Source organism: Mesorhizobium sp. WSM2561, assembly GCF_000513915.1.
In the GTDB taxonomy this organism is placed as follows: domain Bacteria; phylum Pseudomonadota; class Alphaproteobacteria; order Rhizobiales; family Rhizobiaceae; genus Mesorhizobium; species Mesorhizobium muleiense.
Window position 1 is genome coordinate 70,580 of the sequence record NZ_AZUX01000017.1, and the last position, 19,079, is coordinate 89,658.

Sequence of the window (19,079 nt, forward strand, 5' to 3'; positions counted from 1 at the left end):
TGAAACAGTGCATCTGCTGCATGTCCTGGGCTATCTCTACGGGTGTCACGGACAGGCAAAGCGGGGCGCGGCCTACCTGCTAATCGCGACGCAGCTGTCGCCGGGAAATGCCGGCGTTCTGCGCACGCTGGCGCATCTGCTGATACTCGATGGCGAAGCGGACAAGGCGCTTGCCACCATTGCCAGGCTGGAGACGCTCGAGGGAATGGACCACCCGACGCTGGCGTTGCTGAAGAGCCGCGCGTTGATTGTGGCCGGCCGCAAGGCCGAGGCGCACAATGCCTTGCGGAGCTTCCTGTCGCATCGAGCCGCCGAATGACGGTATCGGAACGCCTTCTGGACTTCCTTGCCAAGCTGTCACGCCGCAGCGATCTGGTCATTGCCATCCTGATGCTCGTTGCAGTGGTGATGATGCTCATTCCATTGCCGACCTTCCTCGTCGACATTCTCATCACCGCCAATATCGCCGTCAGCGTGCTTATCCTGCTGGCTTCGTTTTATGTTTCTCATCCGCTCCAGTTCTCGTCGCTGCCATCGGTCATCCTCATCGCCACCTTGTTCCGGCTGGCGATCACGATCACGACCACGCGACTGATCCTGCTCCAAGCCGACGCAGGCGAGATCGTTTCGGCCTTCGGTAGTTTCGTCGTCGGCGGCAGTATTGCCGTGGGCCTGGTGATCTTCCTGATCATCACCGTTGCGCAGTTCATCGTGGTTGCGCGGGGTGCGGAACGCGTTGCCGAAGTTGCGGCCCGTTTCACGCTCGATGCGCTGCCGGGCAAGCAGATGAGCATCGATGCGGAGTTGCGCAACGGAGACATCGATCAGGCGGAGGCACGCCGGCTGCGCCAGCAGCTTGAGCGTGAGAGCCAGCTGTTCGGCGCGATGGATGGCGCCATGAAATTCGTCAAAGGCGACGTCATCGCCGGCATTGTCATCATTCTGGTCAACCTGATCGGCGGTTTCGCGATCGGGACGCTGCAGCACGATATGTCGCTGGGCGACGCCGCCGTGACCTACTCACTGCTCACGGTGGGTGACGGGTTGATCGCGCAGATACCGGCACTGCTCGTCGCCGTGGCCGCCGGCACGATGGTGACACGCGTCGGCAGCTCGGACGGCACGAGCGACCTTGGCAAGCAAATAACCAGCCAGCTGCTACGCGACCCCCGTGCGCTCGCACTCGCCGCGGTGATCATGGTCGGCCTTGCCGTGGTGCCGGGCTTTCCGTCCCTTGTGTTCCTGATCCTTGGTGCCTGCTTCGGCGCCGGCGCCTATGCGATCAACCGCCGTACCGCGGGGGAATCCGAGCTCATCGACATCGGCCAGGCCGCCATGGCCGAACAAGCTGGAAAACCGGCGTCGCTTTCATCAACGGCCGTCGGGACACTGGCTTCTTCATCCCGCATCGTCGTACGCTTCGGAACCGAACTCGGACGCTCGGTCCCGGAACCCGAATTCGCCACGCTCGCTGATGGCGTGCGCCGCGAGCTTTTCGGCGATCTCGGTGTCGACGTTCCGGCTATCGGCCTGCAGGTCGACGAGAAGCTTTCAGCGAGAAGCATGCGCATCGATCTGGAGGGCGCACCCATCCTGGATGCTGAAATCCCCGACGGCCGCGTTCTTGTCGAAGCGGACCCAACGCATCTCGATCTGCTCGATGTGACTTACGAAAAGGGTTCTCCGGTTGCCGGCCAGCGCAAATTCATGTGGGTCGATGATCGCCACCTTTCGGCGTTGAAGGAAGCCGGCTTCGTCTTCTCCACGCCGGCGCAAACAGCGGCCAAATGGACCGGAAATGCACTTCGGCTCTATGCCGGCCATTTCGTCGGGATCCAGGAGACGCGCAGGCTGCTGTCGGACATGGAGCCGGACTATGCGGATCTGGTCAGACAGGCGCAGGAGATCGTGCCGCTGCAGAAAATCGCCGAGATGCTTCGGCGACTTGTCGGCGAAAACGTGCCGATCCGCAACCTGCGCCTGATCCTCGAAGCGCTGATCGAATGGGGCCAACGCGAACAGGACGTCGTTTTGCTTACGGAATATATCCGCACGTCCTTGAAACGCCAGATCAGCTTCCGCTTCGCTGGCCGTAACAACATCATCGCAGCCTATGTTCTGCAGCGCTCGGCCGAGGATATCCTGCGAAACGCGGTGCAAAGCACATCGACCGGCACGTTCCTGAACCTTTCGGATGACGATGCACAGGCATTGATCGCCGAAATCGAACGAACCTTGTCGCAGAACGCCACCGATGTCTCACCGGTCGTCCTCGCGGCGATGGATGTACGCCGTCATATGCGAAGCCTGCTGACGCACAATGCCATCGATCTTCCGGTTCTGTCCTTCGGGGAAATCGCACAGGAATTCAACGTCCAGCCATTGGCCACGATAGCCGGCCGCTCGGGCGTGGCACGCAACGTCTCTCGCTCGCTGCCATCGGCTGAGGCGAAAGCCGGACAAGAGGCATCCTCATGATGCCAGCCGGGCGAATTGGGACAATTGGGGGAACTACATGCTCAAGAGGGGAACGGCATGACAATTCACGATACCGCAGCAGGCGTTCGATCCGCCACTTTCGCCGGGCGGATGCGCTGGCTCGCTATCGCGACGGTTGCCGTCTTGCTGGCGTTTTTGTTCACACATGCCGACGCTATGGCACAGGATGTGTCGCCATTGCCGAGCCGGCCAACGGTCGACCTGCCGGTCGGGCAAGGACGCCTGCTGCGCTTCAATGAACCCGTCGAATCGGTCCTGATCGCCGACACCACGATCGCCGACCTTCAGGTCGTGTCGCCGGGGATGGTCTATGTCTTCGGCCTGAAGCCCGGCCTGACCAACCTCATTGCAATCACGGCCGATGAGCGGGTCGAGGCAACGGCCCAGTTCCGCGTCACCCCCGATGTCACGCCTGCCAACGAAGCGAAAGACGCGATGCAGCCGAACTCGGCGACAAATCTCTCGATTTTCGGGACCCGCATTGTTGCGACCGGCGAGGCAGGAGGCGTCGAGGAGGCAACGGATGTCGACAATATCGCCCGCACGTTCTCGCCGCCGGAACAGCCGCCGCTGAACAACATGACCGTGCAGGGGTCGCAGCAGGTCAATATCCGGGTCCGTTTCGCCGAAGTCTCGCGCACTGAGTTGCAGTCCTACGGCGTCGACTGGTCTGTCGGATACAGGAGCGGCGGCTTTGAATTCAACATGTTCCAGGACAATGGCGTGCCCTCCGGCACCGGCAATCTTGGTTTGAGCATGGACCAGGCGCAGGGCATCAACTTCGACATTCTCATCGAAGCGCTGCAACGCAACGGCGTCGTCAAGATACTGGCCGAACCGAACCTGACAGCGATGACTGGTCAGACCGCGAGCTTTCTTGCCGGCGGCGAAATCCCGGTTCCGATTCCGCAGGGAACGGACGTCGTTACCGTTCAATACAAGTCGTTCGGCGTTTCCCTCGGCTTCACCCCGACGCTGATCGGCCGCGATCGCATTGCGCTCCATGTTCAGCCGGAAGTCAGTTCCTTGTCGGAAGCAGGCTCGGTCAGCGCCAATGGCTTTGCCATGCCGAGTTTCGTCGTGCGCAGGGCTGACACCACGGTCGAAGTGGCGAGCGGCCAGACCTTTGCGATCGCGGGTCTTTTCCAGCAGCGGACCTCGCGTAATCTGGAAAAGTTTCCGGTTCTCGGCGATGTGCCGGTGCTTGGCCCGCTTTTTCAGTCACAGCGCTTCCAGCGCGAAGAGACGGAACTGGTGATCCTGATCACGCCCTATCTGGTCGAGCCGGTGCGCGACAGCCTCGCCACGCCGCTCGATCGTCCGGCGGCCAAGCGCCACAGGAAGCGCGCCAATGACGCATCGGCGATGGGCCTGATCATCAAGTAGCGGGGAACCGGACATGACATTTCGCATCGCATTGTGCTCTGTTCTTCCAGTGCTGCTTCTGGTCGGCTGCGCGAACAACCGGCAACAGCCGCAGGAATATTCTCCCGGCTACAGCTATGTTTCGACCGACACCGGCGGCTCGCAGAAGGGCGTCGGCGGCTCCATCCTTGCTCCCAATGCATGTCTGAACGAACCGGCCGATGACGACCGTTCTGCCGCTGCGACCAATCTGACGATCGTCACCGGCATCGGCTCCCACCTGCCGCCCGGCTGCGCCAACGCCTACAATCTTCAACGCATGGCCGAAAGCCAGCGGGACCTCGTCGAGGGCCGGCGCATGGGGGCGGCGGCGGCCGCGCCGACGGCAAATGCCGCCCGGCGTTACCTCAATGGCGAAGAGGCGCCGATCGGTGGAGCCAACAGCGGGCCGGCGACGCCGCAAACAACGCTCCCAGTCGAGTGAGCCGATGCGGCCTTGCCCACCCTCCGGGCAGGCCCGAGGGCACGCTTTTGCGCGACATGCATAACTTGTCCGGTTGTTTGCGCGTCGGCCTCGACCCTTTCCGGACCGATGCTCTAGAGCGGTTCATCGTTTCACGGAAACGCCGAACCGCTCTATCTCCTTGTTTTTGCGCAATTCCCCAGGGAAAGCGCTATGCGCTTTTCCCGGGAAAACCGTTTCACACTTTTCCTGGAATTGCGCTAGCCGACGATAGAGCCGAGCGCTTTCGCCCTTGCCTGTGTGCTGCCCTTCGACCGGATGGTTCTGGCACGCGCAAGCAAGGTATTCACCTCCTTGGTCGCCAGGCCGATCGGTGGCGAGGCCCTGACCTGATCGGCCTGGCCAAGAAGTCCGTAGACCACCACGACGTTGCGCTTGTGATGCAACTGCGCATTGGGTGCGGCGGAGATCTTCTGGACCAGCGGCAGTGCCGTGGCGGAATTGCCTTCGAGCGCCGCGGCCAACGCCATGTTGCTCTCGACGTCGAGATCCCCCGGCGCAAGTTTCAACGCCTGAGCAAAAGTGGTCTGCGCCTGCCCCGTCTGACCGGCGAATGTCTGCGCCACGCCCAGCCTGATATAGGCGCTGCTGGTATTGACCAGCGGCGCGGCCTGCGCGAGCGCGCGCATGCCGGCATCGATATCGCCCGTCTCCATCATCGCCGAGCCAAGCCCGAGCATTGCCCCTCCGTCATTGGGCGCTTTTGCCAGCGCGGCCTGATAGGCTTTAGCCGCCTCGGCGGGGTAGCCGGCTCGCATATAGGCCTCGCCCGCCTTGACGAAGGCGCTCGACTTGGCATCCGGCATCGCTGCCGCGCGCTGGTAGAGCGCGATAGCGGTGCCACTGTCTCCCTGCGCATGGATATCGTCCGCAAGCTTGATCAGACGCTCCGATTGCGACGACGGGCCCTGTGCCTTTGCCTGCTCGGTGCCGGTTTTGGTCGTCTGACAACCGGCCGCCGCCAGCATGGCGACAACGGGCAAGAACACGACGTGCAGCCGCATATTCACCTCTCCGTATTCAAGCCCGCCGCACCTTACACACGGCCTTGGCCGACTGGAACCACAACAGTGCGATAAGATTGCAACATGGCCGAAGAAGCTGAGGAAAAGAAACTACCGGCGTCCGACAAGAAGCTTCGCGACGCTCGCCGCAAAGGCCAGGTTTCGCAGAGCCGCGACCTGGCCTCCGGCTTCACGCTTTTCGCAGCGCTTGGCTATCTTTATTTCGCCTGGCCGATGCTCTTGGGGCACCTTTCGGAACTCGTGCAGACCGTGACCACCCCCGGCGATTCGTTCGTTGAAGTCAGTCTGCGGGCCATCCGCCATTCTTTGTCATTGCTGATGCTTGCCACATTACCGCTCGTCGGAATCGTTGTCGTTCTCGCCGTGGTCTTCGGCATGCTGGGAACGTTCGGGCCGGTCTTCTCGTTTGAGCCGCTCAAGCCGCAATTCGATCACATAAACCCGGCGAAGGGTCTTCAGAAGATCCTGTCGCTGCGCAACGTCGTCGAGTTCACCAAAGGCCTGGCCAAGGTGGTGTTGCTGGCCGGCCTGTTCGCATTCCTTTTGATCGCATGGCTGCAGCCGCTCTTCGATGCTCCGGGATGCGCTCCGTCATGCCTGGAGCCAATTATCAAAGCGGTGCTGACACCACTTGGAATTGCCGCCGCCCTGGCCTTTGTCGTCATCGGCGTGATCGATGTTCCTATTCAGCGCTGGCTGTTCCTGCGCGACATGCGCATGACGACAACCGAATACAAGCGCGAACACAAGGACCTCGAAGGCGATCCGTTGATTCGACATGAACAGCAGCGACAGCGGCGTGAGGCCGTGATGCAACCGGCGAAGCTGGGCGTGAAAAACGCGGTCATCGTTTTCGTGTCCGGTGACCACGCAGTGGCATTGCGTTACGTCAGGGGTGAAACGCCGGTGCCGACGGTCGTCGGCAAGGGCCAGGGCCGAGCGGCTGACGAGATGACGGCTCAAGCACGCCAGGCAGGTATTCCGGTGATCGAGGATGCGGCCGTCGCCGGCCCACTCTTCGAAAATACGAACACCGGAGCTTACATCGGTCAGGAGATGTTCTCACCGATCGTACGCCATCTTGTCCGGCTCGGGCTCACTTGAGCCATGCGCGAACCGACCTTGCCGCAATGCCTGAGCAGCGCGGCAAGGTCAGCAGCGACAGCCGACTACTTGGCTGAACCCAACAGGACGTCGAGATCGACCGCGTCTGCCATTGCCTTGTATCCCGCGTCGTTGGGATGGAGGTTATCGCCGCAGTCGTAGTCGTCGCGCAGATACCCCGGCTTGGCCGGGTCTTCCATCACCTTGTCGAAGTCGACCACGCCATCGAAGCCGCCGCCGGTGCGGATCCATTCGTTCACCGCGACGCGTATCTTTTCCTTCTCGGGCGTGTAGTAACCCTCGGTGGGAAGTCCTTTGAAGGTTTCGGCGAAGGGGGTCAACGTCGCGCCTACTATGCGTATGCCATGGGCGTGCGCGCGATGGATGAGTTGTTTGTATCCGGTGATGATGTCTTGCGCCGTCGGTTCCTTGTCGTCCGGCGTGATTGCATTTTCGCCGGGCCAGCCGATATCGTTGATGCCCATCATAAGGACGACGGTCGAGACTTTGGGATGGCTCAGTACATCAGAATCGAAACGTCCCAAGGCATTGACACCCATACCGTCGGTCAACACGCGATTGCCCGAAAAGGCTTCGTTGACCACCGCGACCTTGCGGTTGGCCTCCTGCAATCGCTTGGCGATATGGTCCGGCCAGCGATTGTTGGCGTCAGGGGTCGAGCAATTCCCATCCGTGATGGAATCCCCGAAAAACACGATCGCCTCGGATTCCGGCACGGCGTCAACCCATATGTCGCTCAGAAACAGGCGCGATTTGAGTGTGCTGTCAGCCTTGAACGCAGCCTCGTTTGTGAAATTGCCCGGGCCGGAGATGTAGGCGGTTTGCACGCCATCCCAATGCACCGACGACAACGCCGTCTTCTTCGGCAGGAAAATGCTGACCGAGATTTCGGAAAGCGCTTCTGCCGAGAGAGCGATGGGGTCGCTGAGGATCGGAGCTCCCGGCGGAACGACCACAGAACTATTGCCGCCCCAGGTCAGAGGCTTCAAGGTCGCCTGATCGACGTTGCCGCCCTTGCCTGCTATTGCGACGCTGCCGGCACCGATGGTCAGCGGCTTTTCGCCGAAAGCATTCGACAGCACGACCCGCACGCTATTGCCGCCAACGCTGATGCGGGCGACCTGGCGGACGGTCTGGTTCTCCAATACCTCCGGCACTCCGAAAGGCGCAGGAAGATCATCCGACCAGCGCGGAGCAGGTGTGGCAGCCCAAGTGGTGATCCAGGCTCCCTCTTCGGCGCCTTGTGCCCCGAAACTAGCGATCGCAGAACCGGCCGCCACAGCTGCACAGATCAGGATAGTCTGACGTCGACGCCGCTTCCTCCCTGCTGCGGCAGAAACCACCGATGAAACCTTATCCGTGAAAACCAAAGGCCAGTTGAGCCGCATTTTTATCTCCTCCTCAAGACATGCTGGTAATGCCGCCGCCGGCCTTATTATGACGGGCTGTCCAGGGAATGAAATTCAACTTCCGTGGCAATCTTGGACCAGCGTCAGGGGCAAGGATTGCCAGCGTGGAACTGGTGCTGCCCTATAGTCAAAACTCGCGTGCTGAAACGTCCGCAGCGCCCTCGCCGGATTCACTGGCGGACATCGATCCTGGGCCCCAATGTCTGGGTCATAACCCGCCGCACGACCTTGCCATCCGCGACATCGAGGCAGACGGTATCGACCAGGTATCGATACGCGACGATGTCGCGAGGCTCCAGCGCCTCAAAAGTGCGGTGCAGGAACGGCATGGAATAATGATGGTGTGGATAGAAGTTGTAACCGACCGCAACAGCCGAGTTCGCCAGGTTCGCGGCGCGATTGTGCTGTCCAAGAATAAACGACGCCGGGCGGGCCGCATCGTAGTCAGGCGGCGTGATTGGCAGTTCGACTGGATAGGCGCACTCTTTGGTAAGCTTCATGACCTCATAGTTGGACGAGGCAACGTCCGACGACTTCGGCCGCACCTTCCTGATCCCGATCTGGCCCCAAGCTGAGGTCGGAACGTGGCCGGATTCACGACGATATTCCTGATAGCCGAAGTGACGGGCATAGAGCAGATAGGAAGCGTCGCGGAAAAAGCTCGGTGCGACCCGCACCCAGTCACCTTCTTTCGTCAGCGCCTCGAAATGTGCTTGCCGGATTTGCCTTGAATCGTACCAGCCGAGCCGCGCGTTATAAAAGACCGCGTCGCCGAATATGGTGACAACAATCCCGGTTACGATGGCAGTCGTGGAAAACGAGCTTTCCTTCATTCTCGTCAGAACCGCGACGATCAGACTGTTCAAGATGATCCAGTGCAGAAAAAGGGCGCCGCTCAGAAGGAATATCCCGATATGCATGATATCGAAGAACGCGGTCAGCCCGATGAGCCACCGCCTGCGCAAAAAAGCGAGAAAGCATAGAAGCTGCGCAGCAAGGATAACGACATTCATCGGAATCTGGACCGCCCTGACCGCTTCATAAGCATGAGCGAGCAGCGATTCGGAAAAGCCCAGCGGGGCCGCGCCCAACCCGTACCCGGCCAGCATAATGGAACTGGTCGGGTTCTCCAGGATCCAGCTCAACGGCCCTCCGTCAAGCGTGACCTTGGCCATCCCGGACATGAAGTAGTTGCCAAAATGGGCGCCGATTCCGGCAAGCAGCAATATGCCGGCAGCCTGGGCCGCGAACTCCCTGGTTCCGAGTTCGTCAGGGTTGGGCAGGTACCTGGTGAAGGGCTTCAGCCGGCTCAAGCTCTGCAGCAGGCCAAGGCCCAACAGGCCACAGGCCAGGAAGAGACCGACCTCAATCAACGGCGCATAGTCGTTGCGGCCCAGTTCCACAGCATCGGAAACTGCCCGCGTGACGTTCTTGTGGAAGGTGAAATAGACCATCGGAAAAATGGCGAAGGATGGCCGCAGGATCGAAAAAAGCGCCGCCACAAGCGCGATCAGGCGAGAATAGACGAGTACATTGCCCAACGCGTCGGCGCGAGCTGCGTCGGCAATGCCGAGTTCGTCTCCAAGCCCGAAGCTGAAGAGGCCCAGCGTTATCGCCAGTCCGACGACGATAATTCGCGCAGCCCGCGCCTCGGCGGGATAGCGCACGAATGCAAAAAGGCAGCAAAGCAGGGCCAACCCGATGGCGCTGACCGTGGCGAGGGCAGGATCGTGCCACGCCACGCGGGACGCCGCCTTCTCGTACAACAGGATCGGAACGACCCCGCACAGGAACGGGAAAAAAAGAAGGGCTGCAAGGACATAACGCTCAACGGGTGAACGCTCGATGCCGACTGACGGCCAACGCCGGGCGCTGCCCGCTCCGATGCTCATCCCATGCTTCTCCCGTCTTCCGGAATTTTCGCCTCACCTCTTCGGTGCTCGGTGCTCACCTTCCGGGGGACCGGATGAGCCCTCACGCAGCCACACGTTGCCGCCGGATATTGCTGCACTGCAACAGGATGCGTACTACAACCTAAACGCACAGGCAACGACGAAAGTTCAAGCCGCCCCTGGCTCAATGCGCGCGCGCAATTTGTGCCAATTACCGATAAATGCCCGCGTTAAATTGCCGACCTGTCGCAATTTGGTACAACAACAGCAACAGCGGTCGCCGCCCGCGTCACCGTGCCCGGTGTCGAGCCAGGGTATTTCAGGCTCAAAAAAATGTTGCCAATCTACCCAAAGTAGTGGCAAATATTATGCTGCAGTGCCTAAGAGTGCGATGCAACATTGAATTTGTCTCGCTGACCTGCAGAAAACCGATCGCATCGGCGTCAGGTGCAGGTCAGTGGCTGAGAGGCCATGGACAATGGTACTCGACACCCGGGTCAAACAGGTCGCCGACGAGCACCACGGTATCGTCGTGATCGGCGTTGGCTTCGATTCAGGCTTTTTCCTGCACCAGTTCGTCGGACGGAGGAAAGCTCGTGTTCTCGTCCCCGAATGGGGACGCCACAATACGGATGATTGGCAGCTCGAACGCCGCGCAAACAGCAATATCCGGGACGAGGACGCCGGCAGATCGTGGACTCACACGATCGGCCTGGTCGGTCATGCCCGTGAGCAGCTTTGCCAGGGGGAGAAAATGCTATGACGGTGTTCCATGATAGCAGCCGTCCGGACGCTTTCATCGGCGGTGCCGGTTCGGACGCAGTCACTTACGGCGCTTCGTCCCGTGGAGTCATCGCCGATTTGGCTTCCGGCCATGCCTACAAGTTGCTGTCGATACTGCCGCTGGGCGATTCCATTACCTATGGCGTGATCGCGAGTTCTTCCGATACCGAAAGCGGCGGATATCGGAAGTTCATGCTGGAACAGTTGGCGGCACTCAATGTGAAGATCGACTTCGTCGGTTCCTCGTCCAACGGACCCGCCAGCATGGGCGATCGGGATCACGAGGGTCACCGCAACTGGACGCTCAATCAACTCAACGGCATCGACAACGATGTTGTGGCAGCTACGAAACCCGACGCCGTGCTGCTGATCGCCGGAACAAATGACAGCTCGACCGACAGCGTGCCAACGATGCTGCAGGATTTGCGCAGCCTTTTGCTCAGCCTGACCTCCAGCCATCCCGCCTTGACCGTCTTCGTCGGATCCTTGCCTCCCGTTCGCGTCGGCCAACAGTCGCAAGCGCGTGCAGACCGTGTCGATGCGTATAATGATGCAATGCCCGGTCTGATCTCTGAACTGGCCGCCCAGGGGCACAAGATCGCCTTTGTCGACATGCGTGATCTGACACCGGATGACATCACCGCGCCGCCGCTTGACAGCGGGCTGCATCCGACTGCCGGGGGCTATGCAAAAATCGCCTCACATTGGATGGCCGCCCTGGAACAACATCTCGGCCTGGACGGGACCGGTATCGGAAGCGACCGCGACACCTTCACCAGCATCGAAAATCTTACAGGCTCTTCCTTTGCCGACCAACTCGGCGGAAACGAGGGAGCCAATGTGCTGGATGGGCTGGCTGGCGATGATTTGCTGGAGGGCCGCGGCGGCTCCGACCAACTCATCGGCGGGGTCGGCGCCGACACGCTTGTCGGCGGCACGGGTAATGACGGCTACTATGTCGACAATGCCGGTGACAAAACCATCGAGGCGATCAATGGCGGCGTCGACGAGACGCATGCTTATACAAACTGGACCCTGGCCGACAACGTCGAAAACCTCTTCCTGAGGTCGGCTGCCAATCTGGCGGCAAAAGGCAACGGGCTCGCCAACACCATGGTCGGCAACGGCGCAGCGAACACGCTCGAAGGCCTCGGCGGCGACGATCGGCTGGATGGCCGGGGCGGGTCGGACCGGCTCGTCGGTGGCCTTGGCGCCGACATCCTCATCGGTGGAACGGGAAACGACAGCTTCGTCTTCGCCGCCGGCCATGGCCACGACACCGTCACCGACTTCGACCTTTCCGGCGATGATCTCCTGGAGATTTCGGGCTACCAAAGATATAGCGAACTCCGGCAGGTCGGGAGCGACACGCTGGTCGTCTTCTCCGACAGTGACACTGTTCTCCTGAAAGGCGTGACCAGCGCCTCCTTGAGCAGTTCGGATTTCGTCTGGATCGATCCACTCGACGAGCCGCCGCCGGGGTCAATCGTAGGCGACGACGGCAACAATACGCTTACCGGCGGTTCCAGTGCGGACGTCATTTATGGAATGGGCGGCAGCGATATCTTGAACGGAAAAGCGGGCGCCGACACGCTTGTCGGCGGCGCGGGTGATGACGTCTTCCATGTCGACAATGCCGGTGACAAAACCATCGAGGCGAACAATGGCGGCTTCGACGAGACGCACGCCTATGTAAACTGGACGCTGGCCGACAACGTCGAAAACCTCTTCCTGAGGTCGGCTGCCAATCTGGCGGGAAAAGGCAACGAACTCGCCAACACCATGGTGGGCAACGGCGCAGCCAACACGCTCGAAGGCCTCGGCGGCGCAGATCGGCTGGACGGCCGCGGCGGGTCGGACCGGCTCGTCGGTGGTCTTGGCAGCGATATCCTCACCGGCGGAACGGGAAACGACAGCTTCGTCTTCGCCGCCGGCCATGGCCACGACACCATCACCGACTTCGACCTTTCCGGCGATGATCTCCTGGAGATTTCAGGATACCAAAGATATAGCGAACTCCGGCAGGTCGGGAGCGACACGCTGGTCGTCTTCTCCGACAGTGACACGCTTTCACTAAACGGTGTCCTCGTCGCAAGCGTCTCGAACAGCGATTTTCTCTTCGTGTAGAGCGGCATCTCGCTGACATGCGGTCTCTTCGCGCAAATTGCCCTTCGTCCTTGCCTCGACCTCTTTGCTCTATTCGCCCGTTTCGGTCTCGATCAAGACAAGGCGGCCGGTACCGGACTCCGCACCCCATACCTCGCCGGAGCGCCCGTTGAGCTGGCGCACGTTGGCGTTGTCGCGGTCGGACGGGAAGCTCGCGAAGGTCTGCGTTGCCGGGTCGAAGCGGACGATGGCGTTCGCGCTGAAATCGTTGAGCCAGACCGTGTCGCGTTCATCGACATAGACGGCATAGGCCTGGGGCTCGTCTCCGGGCAGCTTCCAGCTGCGCCAATCATTTGCGGCCGGATCGAAGACGCTAACCTGGCCGGCGTTCCATTCGCTGACCCAGATGCGGCCTTTGGAATCCGACCAGACGCGGCGGGCGCCCTGATCCGCGGTCGGCGGGTCGATCGGGGAAGCCTCGCCGGTCGAAACATCGATCCTGGCGATATGGTTGCCGGCGAGCGAGGCGTAGTAGACCTCACCGGACGGCGTGGTCGTGATCCCGTAGGGGCCGCGACCGCGCGGGGCGTTCCAGACCTCGACCTTGCCGCTCGCCGGATCGAGCCTGCCGTAGATGCCCTCCTGCCCGGTGAACCAGAGCCTCCCGTGTTTGTCGAAGGAACCGGTGTTGAGGTTCGCGTAGCCGTGCCCCTCAGGGAGCGGAAACGCCTTCACCGCTTCCGTTTCGGCATCAACGCGCACGATGGCGTTGAGGCCGCCGTCGGTCACCCAGGCGGCGCCGTCGGGACCGACGATCACGCCGTGCGGCGCCGAGCCGTCGCCAAGGGTGATGTGCTTGACGGCGCCTGTATCAGGATCGAGCCGCCCAAGCGCGCCCTGTCCCTGGGCGGTGTACCATACGGAGCCGTCCGGCGCCGGAGCGACATCGTGCGGGCCGGCGCCCTCTGGAACGGGATAGTAGCGGACCTCCTCCGAGGCGGCACGCGCGGCCACCGAGCAGAGCAGCGCGGCGAACAGCGCCGACGCAATCGTACGAAACATGGCGAACTCCTCACATCGCGCGTTTCAACTTGCACAGCGAGCGATCCACGTATCCTTTTCGCGCCACTGCGGCGGCCGAGCCGCAGATGGCGAGCTCGCCGTGTCGCTTGCCGATAAAGTCAGGAGCTAGTGCAGCCCCTGCCCTCGCCTAGGCCTGCAAGCCCAGAATCGTCGATAGGCAGCAGCATCGTGGGAAAACCTGCGTTACGACGACGGATCGCGGCCAGAGCCAGACTTTTCGTGCGGAAGCCGTCAGCTTTGCTCCAAAAGTTCCCGCGCCAACTCTTGCCATTCCTCATCAAGCGTCAACGTCGACGGCGCGGCGTCGCAGCGACGATACCAATACTCCGCATTGGATTGATCGCCTTCCTTGCGATGCAGGTAGGCATGCACGCGCATACCGGCCATATCGTCGCGCAGTTGCGCACGCTCGTGCGCCTTTTCCCAATCGCCCTTTGCATCCCACCACAGCGCCTGCAGGGCAGGACTCAAGCCGGCGGGCGGCTGTGATTTCGCAATCGAATCTCTGAAGGCTTGCGTATCCATTTTTCCACCGACGTGATGTACAGGGGCGGCGATCACCCGCGATCTGATGCATGTCGCGCAAAAGTGTGCAGCGGTTTTGCGATAACGACATGCATAAACAACAAACTAAAGCGCGTCGCATGAGGCCGGTCAAACACGACGCGCTTTTAGGACATACAGATATAGCGGCATGGCATCGGATCTCCAGGGCCGCCGTCGATATCGACCAGACGCAACGCCAAAATTACCTCCGGTCGCCGTGGGCCACCCGCAACTGGAAACGATGACGGGCGTTGCTGTGACGAACAGGATATAAGCGTATCTGGCAGCAAGCCTGGTTGAAGAAAGCCCGACGGTCATGAAGCCAATGAACGAAGAGCACCTCGCAGTGCTGCGCAGGCACATGGTCGAGATGATTGCAATCCATACCGACCTTACAAGCGAGGAACTCGGCAAGGCGGCGCTCGATGAACGGGTGATGGCAGCGATGCAGCGGGTGCCGCGCCATCTCTTCGTGCCGAGCTCGGTCGCGCCTTATGCCTACCAGGACATGCCATTGCCGATCGGCTTCGACAAAACCGTCTCGCAGCCGTTCATCGTCGCGCTCATGACCGATCTCCTTGCGCTCCAACCGCACGAGGCGGTGCTCGAGATCGGCACCGGCCTGGGCTACCAGACCGCAATCCTGGCGGAACTCGCCGGGCACGTTTGGAGCGTCGAAATCATCGAGGAATTCGCAAGCCATGCCGAGGCTCTGCTGCAGGACCTCGGTCTGTCCAATGTCAGCATTCGTGTCGGGGACGGGTCTCGCGGCTGGCCAGAGCACGCCCCATTCGACAAGATCCTGGTCAGCGTCGCGGCGGGGCGGGCGCCGCCGGCTTTGCTCGAGCAGCTCAAGCCGGGGGGCCGTCTGGTTATGCCTGTAGGCCCTGAACAAGGGCAGTTGCTGACGGTCATCGACAAGGATTCGGCAGGACAACTGAAGACCCGCAAAATCATCCCGGTTCGGTTCAGCCGGCTGGAAACGGTCTAACGAGGGGTGCGGACAACAGGCACGCAGGGAGCGCCGGGCGCCTCATCCTTATGGGATTTCGCCGTCTCACGGCTGCTTCGCGTCGGCTCGTTTGAGCATCGCAAATGCGCGATTGATCCGTTGCAGCGCTGTCGCGTTGGCCACGAGTGCGTACAGCGCGAACCCGCCCGTCAGAATCCAGGGCGAAGCGGCGCCCATGGCGGTCGCCAAGCCGTCGGCGACCAACAGCACGCAAATGAACACCAGGCGTTCCATCCGTTCGAAGAAATCCGGCCACGCCTGGTTTTCTATGGGGATTTCGATCGCCGTCCGCGCCTTGGCGTAGCTGGTGAGGAGTCCGCCGGCGAACGCGAGCATGGCGATCGCCCACAGGTCGGCGACCCAGCCTATTGCCGCAAACACGGCGAATTCCTGATAACGGTCGGCCATGGCGTCGAAATAGCCACCCGCCTTGGTGCTCATATGTCTGCGACGGGCAACCGCCCCGTCGAGCGCGTCGAAGGTGAAGGCAAACGCCAGGCAAATGCCAAAGGCAAGGCTTGACTGGTTGTACAGATAGGCGGCGCACGACAGGGCGACGAGCACCAGCCCGCCTGACGTAACCTGGTTCGGGGTCATGCCGATCCCGATCAGCGGAGAGGCGGCGTGCTCCCATAGCGGGTCGATACGGCGTTTCATGAGACCGGCGATCATGATGACTTGGCTCCTCTGACGATGTCGACGTTTAACCGGCAAATTGAGGGTTCGTTCCAGCCCGTCGGCGCCGATCGAGGTGGTCAGCGCAATGTCCGTCTGTGTCCGCTGTCGCAAATCGAGTGGCGGTCTAAAGCGTCGCGGCTGAATGGATTCATGCGAGGCGCTTTAAGTTCTTGTTTTTACGCACGTCGTTGTCGCAAAACCGCTGCGCACTATCGGGTTGGGCCCTGGGTCGGGCCCGAGGGCATGCTTTTGCGCGACCTGCGTTAGCGGAAGTAACCGGAAGACTGATACAACGCATATTCGCAATTCACCCTGTCGGCCGTGCGAAACGCCATGCGTAAATTTCTGCCCAGGCTTGCTTACCTGCTCGCGACCTCTGCCGGCGCGGGATTATCTCCGGTATGGCCAGGCACCGCCGGCGCGGGCGTCGGAGTGGCTGTTGCCGCGGTCCTGATACCTGCATCGCCTTGGCTGATCGTGCTCGCCTATATAGGCTTATTCGCCGTGGGAGTATGGGCGTCGTCGCATGTCGTCGCCCATACCAGGACGGAGGATCCGCAGATCGTCGTCATTGACGAGACCTTCGGCACCGCCGCAACGCTTTCCATGCTGCCGCTCGACCCGGTCTGGTGGGCAGCAGGTTTCCTTGCTTTCCGGTTTTTCGACGTCGTCAAGCCTTGGCCCATCGGCGTCGTGCATGACAAGGTAAGGGGTGGACTCGGCATCATGCTGGACGACGCGGCTGCGGCCGTGTTCGCCGGCGCGTCGCTGCTTTTGCTGAACGATTTGATTCACCGTTTGCCGTAAGGAGGACATCTCAGTCTTCACCTGCCACCCAGCGCGAAAAGAGACCTCTTCACTAAAATCTGCCGGAGCAGCGCTAGACCGCAGCGTCGCGCGGCCGCGCCAAATCGTTCGTCCCCTCCGGATCCGGCGCCTGGCCATAGCTCATCTTCTTCATCTGCTCGATCACCCGCGCCATCTCCTCGTCGGAAAGGACCGGCGGCTCGCCAAGGCTAAGCGCCTGGACATACATGCGCGACAGGGTTTCGACCTCGTTCGCCAGCCACAACGCGGCCTCCATGGTCTTGCCGAGCGAAATCTGGCCGTGCTGGCCGAGCAGGCAGGCGAGGCGATCTTTGAGTGCAACCAAGGCATTGTCGGACAAGGCCTGCGTGCCAAAGGTTGCGTATTCCGCGCAGCGGATGGTGGTGCCGCCCGCCACTCCCGTCATATAGTGGAAGCTCGGGATCGTCTTGTGATGGCAGGCCAGCGTCGTGGCGTAGAGCGAGTGGCAATGCAGCACGACGTCGATCTCCTGCCGCTCCCTCAAAATGTCACGGTGGAAGCGCCACTCCGAGGAGGGCCGTCGGCCGACATAGGTGCCGTCAAAGCCCATCTCGACGATGTCTTCGGGCGTCATCGTTTCGTAGGGCAGCGACGAGGGCGTGATCAGGAAACCGTCGCTAGAGCGCACCGACAAATTGCCGGCATTGCCCTGGTTGATGCCGCTTGAGTTCATCCGGCGGCAAGCATCCACCATCTCGCGGCGCAGAGCGCTGTCATCAGTCATCGATCGTTCCTTTTGCTGGTCTTGGCCCGTTGCAGGTTGTTTCGCTTCGCCAGGTCGCGCCACCGCTGTGCATAGGCTGCGAGCGTCTCACGATCGCCGGCAAAGGCAGTCGGCAGGCTGAGCGCGATCGGAGCCGGCGTGTCACGCGTTTCGTGTTCGCCAAGTAGCGCCGCACCCGAGGCGGTGCCATAGGAGTCGAGGTTGTAGACCGTTTCGGCGTTTGGCCGCAGCGCCGCAACCAGCGTGGCGTAGAGCGGGTCTTGCAGGAAGGTGCCATCCAATGCAACCAGCCCGGTTTCGTTCAGCGCATCGATACATTCTACCGTCAGCAGCGCGGCGTAGAGCACCGCGAGCGCCTTGCGCTCTGCAGGGGGTTCTGCAGGCGGCCCTTCAAACCGGCCGAGCCCAGCGCTGCCTGGAAACAGGCCGTCATCGTCGCCGAACGACGGCAATGCGAAAGTGCCGCGCTCAATCAGCAAGCTGACCAGCGCAGCGTCGGCCGCAGTTCCTTCTTGCCCCTGCCCTGCCACATGACTGAACTCACGTCCGCCCATGGTCAAAACGCCGCCGACCGGGCGTCCTGTCACGTCGCTGTTCAGCACCATTCCGCGATTTTCATCGAGTTGGTCGAGAGGTGTCGCCGCGCACATTCCGACAATCCAGGTTCCGGTAGAGATCACGCAGGCGTCGCGCATGCCTGCCGCCTGGTAGCGGTAGAGGTTCAGGCTGCTGTCGTGGCCGCCTGTCAGGACAGACAGCTCTTCCGGTATGCCGTGCCGGCGCGCCAGATCGTGCCGGATTGGCCCCAGCCTCTCCCAGGCCGGATGGAATGGTGGCATGAGGCGCTGCCATCCCTGCCCCGCCACAATGGGCGACCACTGCTTGCGCACATTGTTCCACAGATGGGATTGTGCCGAGAGGATCGTCGTTTCGGCCGATGGCACGCCTGACAGCCGCCAGGCCCAATATTGAGGCAAGCCCAGATACCAACGAGCCTGAGCGACGCGCTCCGGATCAACCTGCTGCATCCAGTACAGCTGGCGCGCCTGGTGGGCAGCCTTCAGCATGATCGCGCTGCCGCGATCGAAGAAATCGCCCGAAAGCGGCGCGTAGCCCTCGCGAATTGCAGGCGGCAGATCCTGCTCGTAGTCAATCATCGGCAGGGCACAAGTCTCGTCGGGATCTGCGTTCACCAAGACCCCTGCGGAGCCATGTCCGGTGCCGACCACCTTTTCCAGCGGATGGTGTCGGCACAAAGTGGCGAGCGAGCCGAACAGCCAGTCGGTAATGCCGTTGAGATCGTGCTGCCGCCAAGGTGGACCGGGCCGCACTTCGTTGTGGACAGAGAGGCTCTCCACGAGCACGCCGTCGAGCGTCATTGCGGAGAGCTTTATGTTGGTCTTGCCGACATCGAAGACGGCGATCCTTGCGCCGTCCGCCTTCTGCCCGTCACCCATCGT

17 protein-coding genes are annotated in these 19,079 nt (G+C 61.4%); 9 read left to right on the top strand and 8 right to left on the bottom strand.

What is annotated here, in order from left to right:
• The first annotated feature begins 7 nt into the window (after positions 1–7).
• From M727_RS0116135 to M727_RS36555, 4 genes are read left to right on the top strand one after another with little or no spacing between them, the layout of a single operon-like run.
• Entirely contained in the window at positions 8–319 is a 312-nt protein-coding gene (locus tag M727_RS0116135) for a hypothetical protein (protein WP_245268659.1), read from the top strand.
• The gene (sctV, locus tag M727_RS0116140; RefSeq protein WP_027153548.1) at positions 316–2,478 is read left to right on the top strand and encodes a type III secretion system export apparatus subunit SctV; all 2,163 of its coding nucleotides are present in this window, start codon (positions 316–318) and stop codon (positions 2,476–2,478) included. The genes M727_RS0116135 and sctV overlap by 4 nt, the downstream gene beginning before the upstream one ends.
• Before the next feature lie 57 nt (positions 2,479–2,535).
• Positions 2,536–3,885, top strand: a complete 1,350-nt coding sequence (locus M727_RS36550) for a type II and III secretion system protein family protein (RefSeq protein WP_051505627.1) — start codon at positions 2,536–2,538, stop codon at positions 3,883–3,885.
• A gap of 13 nt (positions 3,886–3,898) precedes the next feature.
• A complete protein-coding gene (locus M727_RS36555) occupies positions 3,899–4,348 on the top strand; it encodes a hypothetical protein (protein WP_023799523.1) in 450 nt (149 codons plus the stop codon).
• A 239-nt stretch (positions 4,349–4,587) separates the two neighbouring features.
• On the opposite strand, the gene M727_RS0116155 is transcribed toward M727_RS36555, so the two are convergent.
• Entirely contained in the window at positions 4,588–5,391 is an 804-nt protein-coding gene (locus M727_RS0116155; RefSeq protein ID WP_023799524.1) for a tetratricopeptide repeat protein, read from the bottom strand.
• A gap of 84 nt (positions 5,392–5,475) precedes the next feature.
• Here M727_RS0116155 and M727_RS0116160 point away from each other — a divergent pair, with 84 nt between their 5' ends.
• Positions 5,476–6,516: an EscU/YscU/HrcU family type III secretion system export apparatus switch protein gene (locus M727_RS0116160; RefSeq protein ID WP_027153549.1), complete on the top strand. Its 1,041-nt coding sequence runs from the start codon at positions 5,476–5,478 to the stop codon at positions 6,514–6,516.
• 65 nt (positions 6,517–6,581) lie between these two features.
• Here M727_RS0116160 and M727_RS0116165 read toward each other — a convergent pair whose 3' ends face one another.
• Together M727_RS0116165 and M727_RS0116170 are read right to left on the bottom strand one after the other, a co-directional pair.
• Complete coding sequence (locus M727_RS0116165; RefSeq protein WP_084646753.1) at positions 6,582–7,925, bottom strand: SGNH/GDSL hydrolase family protein; 1,344 nt, start codon at positions 7,923–7,925, stop codon at positions 6,582–6,584.
• A 191-nt stretch (positions 7,926–8,116) separates the two neighbouring features.
• Positions 8,117–9,838: a hypothetical protein gene (locus tag M727_RS0116170; RefSeq protein ID WP_027153551.1), complete on the bottom strand. Its 1,722-nt coding sequence runs from the start codon at positions 9,836–9,838 to the stop codon at positions 8,117–8,119.
• Positions 9,839–10,316: 478 nt separating this feature from the next.
• Between M727_RS0116170 and M727_RS0116175 the strand changes: the two genes are divergently transcribed.
• Both M727_RS0116175 and M727_RS0116180 read left to right on the top strand, forming a co-directional pair.
• Positions 10,317–10,601: a hypothetical protein gene (locus M727_RS0116175; RefSeq protein ID WP_027153552.1), complete on the top strand. Its 285-nt coding sequence runs from the start codon at positions 10,317–10,319 to the stop codon at positions 10,599–10,601.
• Complete coding sequence (locus M727_RS0116180; protein WP_027153553.1) at positions 10,598–12,748, top strand: GDSL-type esterase/lipase family protein; 2,151 nt, start codon at positions 10,598–10,600, stop codon at positions 12,746–12,748. Before M727_RS0116175 ends, M727_RS0116180 begins: the two co-directional genes overlap by 4 nt.
• A 69-nt stretch (positions 12,749–12,817) precedes the next feature.
• Here M727_RS0116180 and M727_RS36560 read toward each other — a convergent pair whose 3' ends face one another.
• Both M727_RS36560 and M727_RS0116190 read right to left on the bottom strand, forming a co-directional pair.
• Positions 12,818–13,789: an SMP-30/gluconolactonase/LRE family protein gene (locus M727_RS36560; RefSeq protein ID WP_036262389.1), complete on the bottom strand. Its 972-nt coding sequence runs from the start codon at positions 13,787–13,789 to the stop codon at positions 12,818–12,820.
• A 252-nt stretch (positions 13,790–14,041) separates the two neighbouring features.
• A complete protein-coding gene (locus tag M727_RS0116190) occupies positions 14,042–14,335 on the bottom strand; it encodes a hypothetical protein (RefSeq protein WP_023799531.1) in 294 nt (97 codons plus the stop codon).
• A 337-nt stretch (positions 14,336–14,672) separates the two neighbouring features.
• Between M727_RS0116190 and M727_RS0116195 the strand changes: the two genes are divergently transcribed.
• Complete coding sequence (locus M727_RS0116195) at positions 14,673–15,347, top strand: protein-L-isoaspartate(D-aspartate) O-methyltransferase (protein ID WP_023799532.1); 675 nt, start codon at positions 14,673–14,675, stop codon at positions 15,345–15,347.
• Between the two features lie 66 nt (positions 15,348–15,413).
• Here M727_RS0116195 and M727_RS0116200 read toward each other — a convergent pair whose 3' ends face one another.
• Positions 15,414–16,040, bottom strand: a complete 627-nt coding sequence (locus tag M727_RS0116200) for a CDP-alcohol phosphatidyltransferase family protein (RefSeq protein ID WP_023799533.1) — start codon at positions 16,038–16,040, stop codon at positions 15,414–15,416.
• Positions 16,041–16,379: 339 nt separating this feature from the next.
• Between M727_RS0116200 and M727_RS36565 the strand changes: the two genes are divergently transcribed.
• Complete coding sequence (locus M727_RS36565; protein WP_036262393.1) at positions 16,380–16,853, top strand: phosphatidylglycerophosphatase A; 474 nt, start codon at positions 16,380–16,382, stop codon at positions 16,851–16,853.
• Positions 16,854–16,926: 73 nt separating this feature from the next.
• Here the strand turns inward: M727_RS36565 and M727_RS0116210 are convergent, their stop codons facing one another.
• Positions 16,927–17,619: a class II aldolase/adducin family protein gene (locus M727_RS0116210; protein WP_023799535.1), complete on the bottom strand. Its 693-nt coding sequence runs from the start codon at positions 17,617–17,619 to the stop codon at positions 16,927–16,929.
• Positions 17,616–19,076, bottom strand: a complete 1,461-nt coding sequence (locus M727_RS0116215) for an FGGY family carbohydrate kinase (protein WP_027153555.1) — start codon at positions 19,074–19,076, stop codon at positions 17,616–17,618. The genes M727_RS0116210 and M727_RS0116215 overlap by 4 nt, the downstream gene beginning before the upstream one ends.
• Positions 19,077–19,079 lie beyond the last annotated feature (3 nt).

What these genes read in the sequence shown, in the direction of transcription:
- M727_RS36550 (WP_051505627.1), top strand. Translation starts at nt 2,536, where the DNA reads ATGACAATTCACGATACCGCAGCAGGCGTTCGATCCGCCACTTTCGCC.
- M727_RS0116175 (WP_027153552.1), top strand. Translation starts at nt 10,317, where the DNA reads ATGGTACTCGACACCCGGGTCAAACAGGTCGCCGACGAGCACCACGGT.
- M727_RS0116165 (WP_084646753.1), bottom strand. Translation starts at nt 7,925, where the DNA reads ATGCGGCTCAACTGGCCTTTGGTTTTCACGGATAAGGTTTCATCGGTG.
- M727_RS0116200 (WP_023799533.1), bottom strand. Translation starts at nt 16,040, where the DNA reads ATGATCGCCGGTCTCATGAAACGCCGTATCGACCCGCTATGGGAGCAC.
- M727_RS0116155 (WP_023799524.1), bottom strand. Translation starts at nt 5,391, where the DNA reads ATGCGGCTGCACGTCGTGTTCTTGCCCGTTGTCGCCATGCTGGCGGCG.
- M727_RS0116210 (WP_023799535.1), bottom strand. Translation starts at nt 17,619, where the DNA reads ATGACTGATGACAGCGCTCTGCGCCGCGAGATGGTGGATGCTTGCCGC.
- M727_RS0116195 (WP_023799532.1), top strand. Translation starts at nt 14,673, where the DNA reads ATGAAGCCAATGAACGAAGAGCACCTCGCAGTGCTGCGCAGGCACATG.
- M727_RS0116160 (WP_027153549.1), top strand. Translation starts at nt 5,476, where the DNA reads ATGGCCGAAGAAGCTGAGGAAAAGAAACTACCGGCGTCCGACAAGAAG.
- M727_RS0116215 (WP_027153555.1), bottom strand. Translation starts at nt 19,076, where the DNA reads ATGGGTGACGGGCAGAAGGCGGACGGCGCAAGGATCGCCGTCTTCGAT.
- sctV (WP_027153548.1), top strand. Translation starts at nt 316, where the DNA reads ATGACGGTATCGGAACGCCTTCTGGACTTCCTTGCCAAGCTGTCACGC.
- M727_RS0116180 (WP_027153553.1), top strand. Translation starts at nt 10,598, where the DNA reads ATGACGGTGTTCCATGATAGCAGCCGTCCGGACGCTTTCATCGGCGGT.
- M727_RS0116170 (WP_027153551.1), bottom strand. Translation starts at nt 9,838, where the DNA reads ATGAGCATCGGAGCGGGCAGCGCCCGGCGTTGGCCGTCAGTCGGCATC.
- M727_RS36555 (WP_023799523.1), top strand. Translation starts at nt 3,899, where the DNA reads ATGACATTTCGCATCGCATTGTGCTCTGTTCTTCCAGTGCTGCTTCTG.
- M727_RS36560 (WP_036262389.1), bottom strand. Translation starts at nt 13,789, where the DNA reads ATGTTTCGTACGATTGCGTCGGCGCTGTTCGCCGCGCTGCTCTGCTCG.
- M727_RS0116190 (WP_023799531.1), bottom strand. Translation starts at nt 14,335, where the DNA reads ATGGATACGCAAGCCTTCAGAGATTCGATTGCGAAATCACAGCCGCCC.
- M727_RS36565 (WP_036262393.1), top strand. Translation starts at nt 16,380, where the DNA reads ATGCGTAAATTTCTGCCCAGGCTTGCTTACCTGCTCGCGACCTCTGCC.